Genomic DNA, 14,303 nt, shown 5'->3' on the forward strand with positions numbered 1-14,303 from the left:
AGGGGAATGCCCGGCGGAGGACCGAGGAGCATCGACGAGGACGGAGACGGGCGGAGCGGTGCCGCGGACGGCCCCGATGCCGCACGCCGCCGTGATTCCTCGTAACGTGTGCGAAACACGCAGCGGGCAGACTGGTAGGCGACCAGGAGTGTCGCACCACGTCGGCGGTGACTCCTCCGCTCCTTGAAGGGAGCGGCTTCTCGCTCTCCTCTGCCGAGGTAGGCGACGGACAAGCCCTGCCCGTTTCAAGCAAAAAAGACTGTAACAGGGAAGCGATTCCCCTGCCGGTTGAACCCGGCAGCCCTCTCGCTAGATCTGATGGAGGAAAGCATTGGACCGCCAGCAGGAGTTCGTCCTCCGCACTCTCGAGGAGCGCGACATCCGGTTCATCCGGCTGTGGTTCACCGACGTGCTCGGGTTCCTCAAGTCGGTGGCCATCGCCCCGGCCGAGCTCGAAGGGGCCTTCGCCGAGGGCATCGGGTTCGACGGTTCGGCGATCGAGGGGTTCGCCCGGGTCTACGAGTCGGACATGCTGGCCAAGCCAGACCCCTCCACCTTCCAGATCCTGCCCTGGCGCAGCGAGAACCCGGCCGCGGCCCGGATGTTCTGCGACATCCTCATGCCGGACGGCTCCCCCTCGCACGCCGACCCGCGCTGGGTGCTCAAGCGGGCCCTGGCCAAGGCCTCCGACATGGGCTTCAGCTTCTACACCCACCCCGAGGTCGAGTTCTTCCTGCTGAAGAACCGGCCCGAGCGCGGCACGCGCCCGGAGCCGATCGACGAGGGCGGCTACTTCGACCACACCCCGCACAGCTCCGGCCACGACTTCCGGCGCAACGCGATCATGATGCTGGAGTCGATGGGCATCTCGGTGGAGTTCAGCCACCACGAGGGCGCCCCCGGCCAGCAGGAGATCGACCTGCGCTACGCCGACGCGCTCACCACCGCCGACAACATCATGACCTTCCGGCTGGTGATGAAGGAGGTCGCGCTGGAGCAGGGCATCTGGGCGAGCTTCATGCCCAAGCCCTTCACCGAGCACCCCGGCTCCGGCATGCACACCCACATGTCGCTGTTCGAGGGCGACCGCAACGCCTTCTACGAGCCCGGCGCCGACTACCAGCTCTCCAAGATCGGCCGGTCCTTCATCGGCGGCCTGCTCACCCACGCCGCGGAGATCACCGCGGTCTGCAACCAGTGGGTCAACTCCTACAAGCGCCTGTGGGGCGGGGCCGAGGCCATCGCCGGGCAGGGCGGCGAGGCCCCCAGCTACATCTCCTGGGGCCACAACAACCGCTCGGCCCTGGTGCGCGTGCCGATGTACAAGCCGCACAAGAGCGGCTCCACCCGCATCGAGTTCCGCTCCCTCGACTCGGCCTGCAACCCCTACCTGGCCTTCGCGCTGATCCTCGCGGCCGGGCTGAAGGGCATCGAGGAGGGCTACGAGATGCCGCCGGGCGCCGAGGACGACGTCTGGGCGCTGACCAGCGCCGAGCGCCGGGCCCTGGGCATCGCGCCGCTCCCGCAGTCGCTGGACGAGGCCATCGCCGTCATGGAGCGCAGCGAACTGGTCGCCGAGACCCTCGGCGAGCACGTCTTCGACTACTTCCTGCGCAACAAGCGCGCCGAGTGGAACGACTACCGCCGCCAGGTCACCGAATTCGAGCTGGGCCGCTACCTGCCGGTCCTGTAAGTCCAGGTCAGACTGCTTCTTACTTCGTAAAGGTCGTGGGCCCGGACGGTGGCGAACCGTCCGGCCCCTGGCTTTCGCGCAGGTCCGGGACGAGGGGGCGACCACCGGTGTCCCCGGCGGCGGAGGCTCGTCGGCGCCGGTCGTCCCCTCGAGCCGAACAATCGCGTCATCCGGTGCGTCCAAGACAGCTGGGACACGTCACGGAGGTGCACGGGTGGGGCGGACGGGGCTGGCGCCGGAGGATCCGGAGCGGCTGGGCGGCTACCGGCTGGCCGCGAGGCTCGGGGCCGGAGGCCAGGGGGTCGTCTACGAGGCCTGCGACGAGGCCGGCGTCAGGGTCGCGGTCAAGGTGCTGCACGGCGACGTGGTGGCCGACCCGGTGCTGCGGGCGCGCTTCGCCGGGGAGGCGGCCGCGGCGCAGCGGGTCGTCTCGCGCTGCACCGCCCGGCTGATCGCGGCGGAGAAGGACGGGCCGGAGCCGTACATCGTCAGCGAGTACGTCGACGGACCCAGTCTGCGCGAGGCCGTGCGGGCGGACGGGGTGCTGTCGGGCGACCGGCTGGTCGGGCTCGCCGCCGCGGTCGCGACCGCGCTGGCCGCCATCCACGAGGCCGGCGTCGTCCACCGCGACCTCAAACCGGACGACGTGCTGCTCGGTCCCGACGGCCCCCGCGTCGTCGACTTCGGCATCGCCCGGACCAGGCGGACGTCGTCCGCCTTCCCCGCCCGGGTGGTCGGCTCCCCGCCGTACACGGCCCCGGAGGTGCTGACCGCGGCCCGGATCGGCCCCGCCGCGGACGTGTTCGCCTGGGGCGCGGTGGTGCTGTTCGCGGCGACCGGGCGCAGCCCGTTCGAGGCGGGCAGCGTGGGTGCGGTCCTGCACCGGGTCCTCACCGGTGAGCCGTCGACGGACGCGCTGCCCGAGCCCCTGCGGTCGCTGGCCGCCGCCGCGCTGGACAAGGACCCCGGTGCCCGTCCCTCCTCCCGCGACCTGCTGCTCGGCCTGCCCGGCCGGAGCGGCGACGACCGGGGCGGATCGCCGCCGGGGCCCGCCGGGATCGTCCTACCGGAGGATTTTCGGGTGTTCTGAGCGGATTCGTCCCGCGGCTGATGGGCAGTGTGCGCTCCATGGGGCGGTCATGGGATCCTCTGGTGCGAAAGTGCCTGCTGAGACGTGTGCTCCATGGCGCCTCCAGGGGCGTCATACCCCCGTCACCGATGGTCCGCAAGGCGCCGCCGACCCCTGGTTGGCTGTACACGCAACCACTTCGGTAAAATCGGTTGGTCCTTTTCTTGTTGAAACTTGACACTTAATCGCCATACAAGGCGACAAGGAGGTGCGGCATGACGACGGCTGCCGGTCTGCAGACCGTGGTGACCGTTCCGGCACGTTTCCGCGGACCCGAGGGCACCGCGAACGGCGGATGGATCGCGGGCACGGTCTCCGAGGCGCTGAACGGCGCCCGGCACGGCTCGGCCGTCGAGGTGACGCTGCACGCGCCCACCCCGCTGGAGACCCCGCTGGACCTGCGCCAGCTCGCCAACACCGCCACCCTCACGCGGGGCGACGAGCTCCTCGTGGAGGCGATCGACGTCGCCGAGCCGCTCGACGCCCCGGCGTTCGTGCCCTTCGGCGACGCGGCCCACGCCGAGCGGGGCTTCCCGGGCCTGGCCGGGCACGCCTTCCCCGGCTGCTTCGTCTGCGGGCTGCGCGCCCCCGGCGACGGCCTGCGGATCTTCCCCGGCCCGGTGGAGGGCACCGACCTGGTCGCGGCGGGCTGGCGCGTGCCGATGACCGTCACCGACGAGGACGGCGTCGTCCCCGACGCGGTCATCTGGGCCGCGCTCGACTGCGCCACCGGCTGGGCCCACTTCGCGCCCGGCGAGTTCGCGCTCCTCGGCCGCCTGACCGCGCGGGTCCACCGCCGCGTCTACCCCGGCGGCACCTACTCCGTGGTCGCCCGCGCCACCGGCCGCGAGGGCCGCAAGCTCTTCGGTGAGAGCGCGATCTACGAGGTGGACGGCACCCTGGTGGCCGCCGCCAAGGCGACCTGGATCATGCCGGCCTGAGCGTCGCCGTACGGCCGCCCGTACGGCGGGCCGTACGGGCGGACCCGCCCGCGGGCCGTACGGCGGCGGGCGGGGGCAGGGCAGGACACCCGGGCGCGCCCGGGGCCCCGGCGGCGCGGCGTGTGCCCGCGATCCCCTGATGCGAAGATGGGGAGGCGTCGGCTGTGCCCGTGACCGGAGACGAGGGAGGGGCGGTGAGCGCCGTGCCCCGGATCCAGACGACCGCCGGACGACTGGCCCGGCTCGGATTCGTCGACGGGGCCAGGGCCGAGCGCCTCCTCGGCGAGCTGGGCCCCGAGACGGCCGGAGACCTCGGCCTGCTGGACTCCCTGGTCGCCACCGCCGATCCCGACCTGGCGCTCACCTCGCTCACCCGGCTGGCCGAGCGGGACCCGGGCGTCCTCGGGGCGCTCCGCGCGGACCCCGGCCTGCGGGCGAGGCTGCTGCGCGTCCTCGGCGTCAGCGCCGCCCTGGGAGAGCACGTCGTCCGGCACCCGGAGCACCGGCGGCTGCTCGAGGGCGAGCGGGCCGCGGACCGGCCGTCCGGCGGCGAGCTCCGCGCCGGGCTGCTCCTGTCCGTCGGGGCCGGCCCCGACGAGGCCGAACCGCGCGCCGCGGGCTCCGGTACGGAGGTCCTGTCCGTGCTGCGCGTCGCCTACCGGGGCCGCCTGCTCCACCTGGCCGCGCGCGACCTGGCCGGGGAGATGACGCTCGCCGAGGTCACCGCGGAGCTGTCCGCCCTGGCCGGCGCCGCGCTGGAGGCGGGGCTCGCCGTCGCGCGCTCCCAGCACCCCGAGTGCGACGGGGTACGGCTGGCCGTCATCGGCATGGGCAAGTGCGGCGCCCGGGAGCTCAACTACATCAGCGACGTCGACGTGATCTTCGTCGCCGAGCCCGGCGAGGGGATGGACGAGACGCAGGCCGTCCGGCTCGCCACCCGCCTGGCCCAGGGGATGATGCGCGCCTGCTCGACCGCCACCCCCGAAGGCTCCCTGTGGGAGGTGGACGCCGCGCTGCGCCCCGAGGGCAAGGCCGGGCCGCTGGTGCGGACCCTCGCCAGCCACCGGGCCTACTACCGGCGCTGGGCCAAGACGTGGGAGTTCCAGGCGCTGCTGAAGGCCCGCCCGGTCGCGGGCGACCCGGAGCTCGGCGGCCGCTACGCCGACACCGTCGACGAACTGGTCTGGCAGGCCGTGGGCAGGGAGGGGTTCGTCGAGGACGTGCAGGCGATGCGCCGCCGCGTGGAGGCCCACGTCCGGGCCGAGGAGGCCGGGCGGCAGATCAAGCTCGGCCCCGGAGGCCTGCGCGACATCGAGTTCGCCGTCCAGCTCCTCCAGCTCGTGCACGGCCGCGCCGACCCGCTGCTGCGCCGCCGCGCCACGCTCTCCGCGCTGGCGGCCCTGTCCCGGGGCGGCTACGTCGGGCGGGAGGACGCCAGGGCGCTCGCCGAGGCCTACACGTTCCTGCGCCAGATCGAGCACCTGCTCCAGCTCCACCGGCTCCGCCGTACGCACGTGGTGCCCGAGTCCGAGGCCGACCTGCGGCGGCTCGGGCGGGCGCTGGGCATGAGCGCCGACCCGGTGGGGGAGTTCACCACCCGGTGGAAGCGGCACGCGAACCAGGCCCGCCGCCTGCACGAGAAACTGTTCTACCGGCCGCTGCTGGCGGCCGTGGCCCGGCTGCCCGAGTCCGAGGTGCGCCTGTCCGCCGCCGCCGCGCAGGCCCGGCTGGAGGCGCTCGGCTACGCCGACCCCGCCGGGGCGCTGCGCCACATCAGTGCGTTGACCAGCGGGGTCTCCCGGAGGGCGGCGATCCAGCGCACGCTGCTGCCGGTCATGCTCGGCTGGTTCGCCGATGCCCCCGACCCCGACGCGGGCCTGCTCGGCTTCCGCCAGATCTCCGACCGGCTGGGCACCACCCCGTGGTACCTCCGACTGCTGCGCGACGAGACCGCGGTGGCCGAACGGCTGGCACGGCTCCTGGGCACCGGCCGGTACGTCACCGGGCTGCTGCTGCACGCCCCCGAGGCCGTCGCGATGCTCGGTTCCGACAGCCAGCTGGACCCCCGGCCCGCGCGGGCGCTGCTGGCGGAGGCCCGGGCCACGGTCGGCCGCTACCCCGGGGACGCCGAGACCGGGGTCGTCGCGGCGCGGGCCCTGCGCCGCCGGGAACTGCTGCGCACCGCGGTGGCGGATCTGACCGGGCACCTCGACGTCGAGCAGGTCGGCCAGGCGCTGTCCGCGCTCAACGACGTGACGGTCCAGGCCGCCCTGGACGCCGCGATCGGCAAGATCGAGATGGAGCGGCGGACCCCGCTGGGCACCAGGTTCGCGGTGATCGCCATGGGCCGCCTCGGCGGGCTGGAGTGCTCCTACGGCAGCGACGCCGACGTGATGTTCGTGCACGCGCCGCTGCCCGGCACGGCCGAGAAGGAGGCCGCCGGCGCCGCCCACGCGGTGGCCAACGAGCTGCGCCGCCTGCTGGCCCTGCCCGCCCCCGACCCGCCGCTGCTCGTCGACGCCGGGCTGCGTCCCGAGGGCAAGGCCGGGCCGCTGGTCCGCACGCTCGCCTCCTACGCCGCCTACTACGGGCGCTGGTCGGCCCCCTGGGAGTCCCAGGCGCTGCTGCGCGCCCGCTTCTGCGCCGGGGACGCGGACCTGGGCGGGGAGTTCCTGGCGCTGGCCGACCCGCTGCGCTACCCGGCCGGGGGCGTCCCCGACGAGGCCGTACGGGAGATCCGCAGGCTGAAGGCGCGGATGGAGGCCGAGCGGCTGCCGCGCGGGGCCGACCCGGCCCTGCACACCAAGCTCGGCCGGGGCGGGCTGTCGGATGTGGAGTGGGTGGCCCAGCTCGTCCAGCTCCGCCACGCCGGGGAGCTGCCGTCACTGCGGACCACCCGCACCCTGGAGGCGCTGCGTGCGGCGGTCGCCGAAGGGCTGCTGTCCGCCGAGGACGAGGCCGTGCTCGCCGAGGCCTGGCGGCTCGCCTCCCGCATCCGAGACGCGATCATGCTGGTCCGGGGCCGCGCCGCCGACTCCATCCCCGCGGACGTGCGCGAGCGCACGCTCCTGTCCCGGGCGCTCGGCTACCCGCCGGAGGCCAGCGAGGACTTCCTGGACGACTACCGCCGCGTCACCCGGCGGGCCCGCCAGGTCGTGGAGCGCGTCTTCTACGAGAACTGACCGTGCCGGGGCCGGGATCCGGCGTCGCCGGGGACCGTTCGCCGCGAGGGCGTGAGGCCGCGAGGGCGCGAGGCGTGAGGGCCGGCGTCCGCGAGGACCGGCTTCCACGGAGACCGGTCCTCGCGAGAGCCGGCCGCTGCGAGGGCCGGCTTTTACCGAAACCGAAGAGTCGCCTTGCACCGGCCGTGCCGTGCGTGTAGTAACGGTGCGGGTGATCTTTTGTGATATCGGTCTACGTCGATCTGGCCATCGGGCTGGTGCTGGCCTTCCTGCTGCTCTCGCTCCTGGTGAGCGGGGTCAACGAGGCCTTCGTCCGGCTGCTCGGCATCCGGAGCAAGTTCCTCTGGGCCTACCTCCGCGACACCATGGACGGAGGGTCCGCTGACGGGACGTCGTGGATCCCGTCCAAGATCGCCGACGTCTTCGCAAAGCTGCCCTTCTCCAAGAACGATCCGCGGCCCGAGCACAGCCCCGACCCCGCCCCTCCCGTGGTCGCGCCGATGCCCGTCGACCCCACCGCCGTGCTGGCGGCCGAGGAGCCCGTCCCCGACGTGGACATGACCGCGCGGCTCTACCGGCGGCTGCAGGAGATCGACCACCCCAAGGGGGCGCGGACCACCATCGCCGACATCCCGCCCGAGCGCTTCTCCGGCGCGGTCATGGAGCTGGTCTCCGCCGAGGAGGGCGGGGTGGACGGCCTGCTGACCAAGCTGGAGGCCGTCGGCAGCCCGCTGGCGGGGCACCTCAAGGGCGTCTGGGAGGGCGCCCAGCGCGATCTGGACAAGTTCCGCAAGGGCGTCGAGAACTGGTTCGACGGCGAGATGCAGCGCCTGTCCACGCTGTACCGCCGCTACGTCAAGTGGGTGCTGTTCGCGCTCGGCGCGGCGCTGACCCTGCTGCTGGGCATGGACGCGCTGGAGTACGGCAAGACCCTGCTGCGCGACAACGCCTACCGGGCCGCGGTGGCGGCCGTGGCGGAGGGCGGCCAGGAGGCGCTCGCCGGCCTGCGGGAGCGATGCGATCCCACGGTCTCGACCGACGCCCTCGGCTGCGTGACCGAGTCCTTCAGCTCGCCGGCCCTCGTCAAGATCTTCGACCACTCCATCGTGAGCGTCTCCCTCCCGCCGGACGGCGGCGACCCGTCCTTCAACTGGAACGGCGCCGTCTGGTGGGACCGCCTCATCACCCCCGGCCACTGGCCCGGCTACGTCCTGACCATGATCGCCCTGCTGTTCGGCGCCCCCTTCTGGTGGGACGTGCTGCGCCGCCTCACCGGCTTCCGGCACCGCTCGTAGCCGTCCGGACGGCGCGGCCGCACCGTCCGGACGGCCCGGGGCTAACGCAGCGCCGCGAGGACCCGGTCGACGTGCTCCAGCGGCTCGGGACCGACCGGGCGGAGCACCACGGTGTCGGCACCGGCCTCCCACAGCGACCGCACGACGTCGGCCGCCTCCCCGGCGGAACCCGCCGCCATCGGCACGTCCTCCGGCGCGACGCCCAGAAAGCCCGCCTGCCCCACCGCGGCGGGCCGTACGGCCTCGCGGACCCGCTCCGGGTCGTCGCCGACGTACAGGTGGACGAAGACCACCAGCTCGTGGCCGTCCTTCCCGCCGCCCGCGACGATCATCTCGCGGGCCTCCCCGACCCGCTCGGGACCGAACCCCTCGGGCAGGATCGTGCCCTGCGCCACCCGTCCGGACAGCTCCAGCGACCGGGGGCGCACCACCCCGGCGAGCACCGGCGGCGGCACGGCGGGCGGGTGCACCAGGCTCACCCCGTCGAGCCGTACGGCCCGGCCCTCGAGGGTGACCGTCTCCCCGCGCAGGAGCGCCCGCACGGCCACGACGGTCTCCTCCAGCAGGGCCAGGGGCGACGGCGCGAGGGCCCCCACCCGGCGCATCCAGTCCTGTACGCCGTGACCGATCCCGGCGGCCAGCCGGTGGGGGTGCACACGCGCCAGGTTACCGAGCTCCATGGCCAGCAGGGCCGGATTGCGCAGCGGGGCGGGGGCGATCCCGATGCCGACGCGGAGCCGCTCGGTGACGGCGAGCGCGGTCGCCGCCGACGAGATCGACCCGGTCCAGCCCAGGTCCTCCACCACCCACAGGTCCTCGACCTGGGTGTCGTCCAGGCTGCGGGCGAAGGGGATGAGGGACTCGGGGGGTAGGTCGCGTTCGAACATCACGCCCAGGCGCATGTCTCTCCTCTGGATCGGCCGATGGTCACAGGTATCGGAAATATCCGGCGAAATCCTCGATCCAAGTGACGGGATCGGTGCGGACCTCGGTGCCGGTTCTCAATGCACTGATCATCATGCCCTGGCCGACATGGACCCCGCCCCGTTGTCCATACGGCGTCCGGGGTGATCGGCTCGGCGAGCGGGCGCCCGCTCCGCCGAACGGCCTATGGGAGCGGATGAGACCCGGCGGCAAGGTTGACGTGACGGCACGGCACGCCTTCCGGGGCCGCCGAGCACGTCTCGCCCGTACAACCTGAGGAGCTGTTGACATGAGATCCACAGTGATCCGGCCGGTGGTCGCCGCCATCGCCCTGTCGTTGGCCGCGACCATGACGATCGGCACATCGGCCTCGGCCGCATCGCCCCTCCCGGGGCAGGACGCCCGGTGGCGCGTGTCCGGCACGGCGAAGATCCGCTTCGAGCCGGCGGCCACCGATGACATCACCTTCGCCATCGTCGCGCGCGGCGTCTTCACCGAGGCGAAGGGCACCATCAAGGTCGGCCACTACCGCGCTGACGGCAACGGCGGAGGATTCGAGGCGGACGTGGACTGCCTCGTGGCGGGCGGCCCGGTCGCGACGGTGACCGCTGTCGTCAGCACCTCCACCTCGTTTCCGGTCGGTGAGAGGATCGCGGTCAGCGTCTATGACGGCGGGACGGACGGGTTCGGCGGCAGCCGCGATCGGATCGGCTGGAGCTGGTCGGTGCCGACCGGCAAGGTCCAGCCCTGCATGGCTCCCGCGACGTTCGCCACTGTTGAGAGGGGCGGGTTCACCGTCGTCGGCAGGGGCTGGCCCAAGCCTCCCGCACAGCCGACTACCGGGAAGTAGCGCCGCTGTCGGCTCATCCGCATGCCGTTGGCTTCCAGGGAGACCGGTGCCGGAATCAGCGGTAGCGGACTGAGCCCGGTGTCGGTTCGGCGGCGAGCCCGGTCAGGCCGGCTGGCAGTTCTCCGCCCGCGACCCGCAGGTCGTGCAGCAGCGGGAGAGGAGGGCGCTGCGGATCATCGCGGTGTCGTTCTTCGCCCTGGCCCTCTATGCGACCGGTGCTTCTCTGCTCGTCCTGTTCGGCGGCGGGGAGGCCGAGCACTCCACCGTCGGGCTGGTCCTGGCGGCGCTGTCGTCGGCGATCATGCCGGGCCTGTCGTACGCGCAACGGCGCGCCGGCCGCGAGCTCGGCTCGGCCAGCGCTGTCGCCGACTCCAAGCAGACGCTGCTGTGCACCTACCTGTCCGCGCTGCTGCTCGTCGGCCTGGCGGTCAACAGCCTGTTCGGCTGGTCACGGGCCGACCCGGTCGCCGCCCTCGTCATCGCGGCCGTCGCCGCGAAGGAAGGACGGCAGGCCTGGCGCGGCGACGCCTGCTGTGCCCTGCCCACCGCGACCAGCGCACAGCCCGAGACGGGCTCGTGCGACAGCTGCGCGCCGGGCTGCGACTGCTGCTCCTGACCCCCGAGCCCGGGGCCGGTCGAGCCCGGCCCCGGGCGGCGCGCTCACCCCGGCATTGAGATCGACAATCTACGATCCGCCCGACCAGTCGGCCCGGGACGTTCTTCACGCGCGTACGCGAGGACGGAGCAGCAAGCGCAGCGATCTTCCCCTCCGGGTCGCGCGGCAGAGGGAGTCAGCTCCGGGGTGTGCGGGCGGGCCGCCTCCGAAGCACCGGCCGCCGGTTGCGGTGAGGCGGCGTACAGCGGGTATGAGCAGGGAGAACGTGGGGTGACTACCGACCCGGCTCTGCAGCGCGTCAGCTTCGGATCCCGGCCATCCATCCGGCGACCCGGGGAGCTGGTGAGAGGCGATGAGTTCCGTACCGTGGCCGAGTGACGAGGCCGGGCGCCTGGCCGAGCTGCAGGCGCTGCACGCTCTGGACGTGCTTCCCGAGCCGTCCTTCACCGCCATCGCCGCCCTGGCGGCCTTCGCCTGCCGCGCCCCGATCGCCCTGGTCAACCTGATCAGCGCCACCGGCCAGCACTTCAAGGGCTGCTACGGCACCGCTGCACCGGGCATGGACCGGCGCATCGCTTTCTGCCCGCATGCCATCTGCGAGCGTTCCCTGCTGGAGGTGCCCGACGCGCTGGCCGACCCCCGCTTCCGCGACGATCCGCTGGTGAGCGGTGAGCCGTACGTGCGCTTCTACGCCGGCGTTCCCGTCCTCAGCCATGACCACGCGCTCGGCACGGTGTGCGTGATGGACCACCGGCCCCGCCGCCTGAGCGACGACCAGCGCCAAGCCCTGGCCACGCTGGCCAACGACGCCGTCGGCCTGCTGCAACTGCACCACCACGCCGCCCGGACCGACCAGGTTCTGGCACGGCTGCGCCGCATCGACGCGGTCAAGAACCAGTTCCTGCGCACCGTCAACCACGAGCTGCGCACCCCGCTGGCCTCGATCCGCTCCTCGGTGCAGCTCGTGCGCGACGGCGACCTGGACCCCGCCACCCAGGAGCGGTTCCTGGAGATGATCGACCGCAACAGCCTCCGGCTCGAGCAACTGCTGGACGAGCTGCTGCTGATGGCCAGCCTGAACGCCGGCAGCGCCGCCTTCACCCCCGCCCGTGTCAACCTGGCCGCCCTGGCCCGCGACGCCGTGCACGCCGTCACCGCCCAGGGCCGCACCGGGCAGCTGGCCATGGCCGTGCACGCCCCGCCCGCGGTGATGGCCTGGGCCGACCCCGGACGGGTACGGCACGCGCTGGCCCACCTCGTGGACAACGCCGTCAAGTTCACCCCGCCCGGCGGCGCCGTCACCGTCACCGTCACCGCCGGTCCCGCTCCGGCCGTGGAGGTCGTTGACACCGGCATCGGCATCGAGGAGCACGACCTGGAACACGTCTTCGACGACTTCTACCGCGGCGACGGCACCGAGGACCACGCGATCGGCGGCACCGGCGTCGGGCTGGCCCTGGTGAAGAAGATCGCCCGCATGCACGGCGGCGACGTCCGCATCGACAGCCGCCCCGGCGCCGGCACCCGGGTCCGCCTGACCCTGGCCGTCGCACCCCGCAACGCGGTGCCGGCGACCTGACGGCCGGCCCCGCCACGGGGTTGCCGGTCCAGCCCCGGGTGCCCCGCCGTACGGCGGGGCACCCGGGACGGGACGGCATCGAACACGATCGCGCCGCGGGCGGTGACCACCTGCGGGCGGGTCAGCCAGGTGGTACGGCATGTCCTTTCGGTGCATCGGCCCGGGATCGGATGGGTGGCAGGTCCCCTACCGCGGGCGCGGCCCAGCGCGCGCCAGGCCGCCTCCTCCGGGGACCTCACCGTCGCCGGATCGCTACGGCCGCTCGCTGGCCGCCCGCCTGCAGGTGGTCACGGCCTCCGGCCTCTGGACCGGCCGGTGATCACAGGTATCGGAAATATCCGGCGAAATCCTCGATTCGGGTGACGGGATCGGTGCGGACCTCGGTGCCGGTTCTCAACGCATTGATCATCATGCCCTGGCCGACATAGATCCCGACGTGGTGGGTCCGCACTCTGCGCCTGCTCACCTCGCCGTAGAAGACCAGGTCACCGGGGCGGGCGTGCGCGGCCGGAACCCTGGTGAGCCGCCGGAGGTGGTCGTCGGTGTTCCCCGGGCCCAGGACGTCGCGGCCGTAGGCCAGGTGGTAGACCCACCGCGCCAGGCCGGAGCAGTCGAGGCCGAGGGTCCCGGCGGCCGGGCACGGCCTGATCGATCCCCGGTAGCCCCGGCACGTCCCCAGGGAGGGGCCGGGTCGCTCGCCGTGGCCGCCGCCCCAGGAGTAGGGGATCGCACCGCCCTCCCAGCCGGGCCGGGCGTGTCCCGCCTGGATCGCACGGGCGACGGCGACCAGCCGGTCCGGCATGACGGAGGGCCGTACCGGGACCGAGGCGCTCGCGAACGGCAGGAGCAGCGCGAGCACGACCGCGGCCGCCGGTCGCGGGCGGCGCGCGGGAGCCCTCCCGGAGGTCTCGGTCATCCTGGTGAATCCTGTCCTATCGCGATAAGTCAAGATTCATTCTGTCGGACGGCCCGCCTTTCCGCGTGGGCACCGAAGAGACCGGTGCCGGTGCCGGTGTCGGCACCGGGCGAAGCCGGGGAGGCCGGTGACCGGCGTGCTCAGTCGCAGTCGTCGATGTCGATGTCGACCTTCTTCTTCGTCTTCTTCGGCTTCGGCTTCTGGTCCGCCGTGGAGCCGGTGGAGGCCTGGACGAACCGGGTGGTCGCCGTGGTGCCGGCCGAGGCGGCGCACGCCTCGTCGCCCACGCTGCAGGCGACGAGCGAGGACAGGGCGATGACGATGACGCCGGCGGTGGTGGCGACGGTGCGGAACACGGTTTTCTCCTGAATGTGCGGTTCTGTGCCCTCAATGAATACCGATGACCGCTTGCAAAGCGCTGGGACGCCACTTGCGTCCCGGGAGTTTCGGGTCCGGTACGGCCGGAGCCGCTGCAGCGGCGGTGCGGAACGTACCGGCCACGGTGGCCGGTAAGACGGGGAGGGCGGTCCCCGTGGTGCGGCGACCGTCAGGCCGGCGGCCAGTTCCCGAGGACGGCGTCGAGGGCGTCCAGGGTCCTGGACCAGGAGGCGTCCACCTCCCGGGGAGTGCGGCGGAACCCGCCCGCCATCTCCAGGCTGACGTAGCCGTGGAACGTGCTGTGCAGCATCCGCACCGCATCCGTCTGGTCGGGCTCCGGCAGGCGGTATCCGCGCAGTATCGCCCTCGTCATCTCCGCGTGCCGGATCGCCGGGCCGATGTCCAGCGCCTCCGAGTCGAGTTCGATCTGCATCGCGGCGTACCTGCCCGGATGCTCTTTGGCGTAGTCCCGGTAGGCGTTCGCGAAGGCCACCAGCGCGTCCTTGCCCGCGCGGCCCGCCAGGGCGGCGGCGGCCCTGTCGGCGAGCTCCGCCAGAGCGAGCAGCGCCACCCTGACCCTCAGCTCCTGTGCGTCTTTGACGTGCGAGTACAGCGCCGCGGGCTTGACGCCGAATCCACGCGCGAGCACCGAGACGGTCACGTTCTGGAAACCGATCTCGTCGGCCAGATCCGCCGCCGCCCGGGTCAGACGTTCCGCGGTCAGCCCTGCTCGTGCCATGCCCCGTCCTCCTTAAAGGTTTTAAGTATTTGCCTACCTGCTTTAAGAAAGACTAGCCTTC

The 14,303-nt window shown here is 73.0% G+C and carries 12 protein-coding genes; 8 read left to right on the forward strand and 4 right to left on the reverse strand.

Annotation, left to right across the window (positions count from 1 at the left end; all coding sequences use genetic code 11):
- The first annotated feature begins 331 nt into the window (after positions 1-331).
- The 5 genes from HS048_RS14095 to HS048_RS14115 all read left to right on the forward strand — a co-directional run bounded on the left by HS048_RS14095 (position 332) and on the right by HS048_RS14115 (position 8,240).
- On the forward strand, positions 332-1,693 hold the full coding sequence (locus HS048_RS14095) for a glutamine synthetase family protein (protein WP_068894311.1): 1,362 nt from the start codon (positions 332-334) through the stop codon (positions 1,691-1,693).
- Positions 1,694-1,907: 214 nt separating this feature from the next.
- On the forward strand, positions 1,908-2,783 hold the full coding sequence (locus tag HS048_RS14100) for a serine/threonine-protein kinase (protein ID WP_196467186.1): 876 nt from the start codon (positions 1,908-1,910) through the stop codon (positions 2,781-2,783).
- A gap of 254 nt (positions 2,784-3,037) precedes the next feature.
- Complete coding sequence (locus HS048_RS14105; RefSeq protein ID WP_191893075.1) at positions 3,038-3,763, forward strand: PaaI family thioesterase; 726 nt, start codon at positions 3,038-3,040, stop codon at positions 3,761-3,763.
- Positions 3,764-3,957: 194 nt separating this feature from the next.
- Positions 3,958-6,945, forward strand: coding sequence for a bifunctional [glutamine synthetase] adenylyltransferase/[glutamine synthetase]-adenylyl-L-tyrosine phosphorylase (locus HS048_RS14110; RefSeq protein WP_196467187.1), 2,988 nt, complete (start codon positions 3,958-3,960; stop codon positions 6,943-6,945).
- Between the two features lie 221 nt (positions 6,946-7,166).
- Positions 7,167-8,240: a hypothetical protein gene (locus tag HS048_RS14115; protein WP_068894308.1), complete on the forward strand. Its 1,074-nt coding sequence runs from the start codon at positions 7,167-7,169 to the stop codon at positions 8,238-8,240.
- A gap of 41 nt (positions 8,241-8,281) precedes the next feature.
- Here HS048_RS14115 and HS048_RS14120 read toward each other — a convergent pair whose 3' ends face one another.
- The gene (locus HS048_RS14120; RefSeq protein WP_068894307.1) at positions 8,282-9,142 is read right to left on the reverse strand and encodes an LLM class flavin-dependent oxidoreductase; all 861 of its coding nucleotides are present in this window, start codon (positions 9,140-9,142) and stop codon (positions 8,282-8,284) included.
- A 311-nt stretch (positions 9,143-9,453) separates the two neighbouring features.
- Between HS048_RS14120 and HS048_RS14125 the strand changes: the two genes are divergently transcribed.
- The 3 genes from HS048_RS14125 to HS048_RS14135 all read left to right on the forward strand — a co-directional run bounded on the left by HS048_RS14125 (position 9,454) and on the right by HS048_RS14135 (position 12,209).
- Complete coding sequence (locus HS048_RS14125; protein WP_196467188.1) at positions 9,454-10,014, forward strand: hypothetical protein; 561 nt, start codon at positions 9,454-9,456, stop codon at positions 10,012-10,014.
- Between the two features lie 142 nt (positions 10,015-10,156).
- On the forward strand, positions 10,157-10,630 hold the full coding sequence (locus HS048_RS14130) for a cation transporter (RefSeq protein WP_196467189.1): 474 nt from the start codon (positions 10,157-10,159) through the stop codon (positions 10,628-10,630).
- A gap of 352 nt (positions 10,631-10,982) precedes the next feature.
- Positions 10,983-12,209: a GAF domain-containing sensor histidine kinase gene (locus tag HS048_RS14135; protein WP_196467190.1), complete on the forward strand. Its 1,227-nt coding sequence runs from the start codon at positions 10,983-10,985 to the stop codon at positions 12,207-12,209.
- A 319-nt stretch (positions 12,210-12,528) separates the two neighbouring features.
- Here the strand turns inward: HS048_RS14135 and HS048_RS14140 are convergent, their stop codons facing one another.
- From HS048_RS14140 to HS048_RS14150, 3 genes are all read right to left on the reverse strand, one after another.
- Entirely contained in the window at positions 12,529-13,125 is a 597-nt protein-coding gene (locus tag HS048_RS14140) for a C40 family peptidase (RefSeq protein WP_196467191.1), read from the reverse strand.
- Between the two features lie 140 nt (positions 13,126-13,265).
- A complete protein-coding gene (locus HS048_RS14145) occupies positions 13,266-13,481 on the reverse strand; it encodes a hypothetical protein (protein WP_068894295.1) in 216 nt (71 codons plus the stop codon).
- Positions 13,482-13,672: 191 nt separating this feature from the next.
- A complete protein-coding gene (locus tag HS048_RS14150) occupies positions 13,673-14,242 on the reverse strand; it encodes a TetR/AcrR family transcriptional regulator (protein WP_068894294.1) in 570 nt (189 codons plus the stop codon).
- Positions 14,243-14,303 lie beyond the last annotated feature (61 nt).

The organism is Planomonospora sp. ID91781 (assembly GCF_015711595.1).
Lineage (GTDB): Bacteria > Actinomycetota > Actinomycetes > Streptosporangiales > Streptosporangiaceae > Planomonospora > Planomonospora parontospora.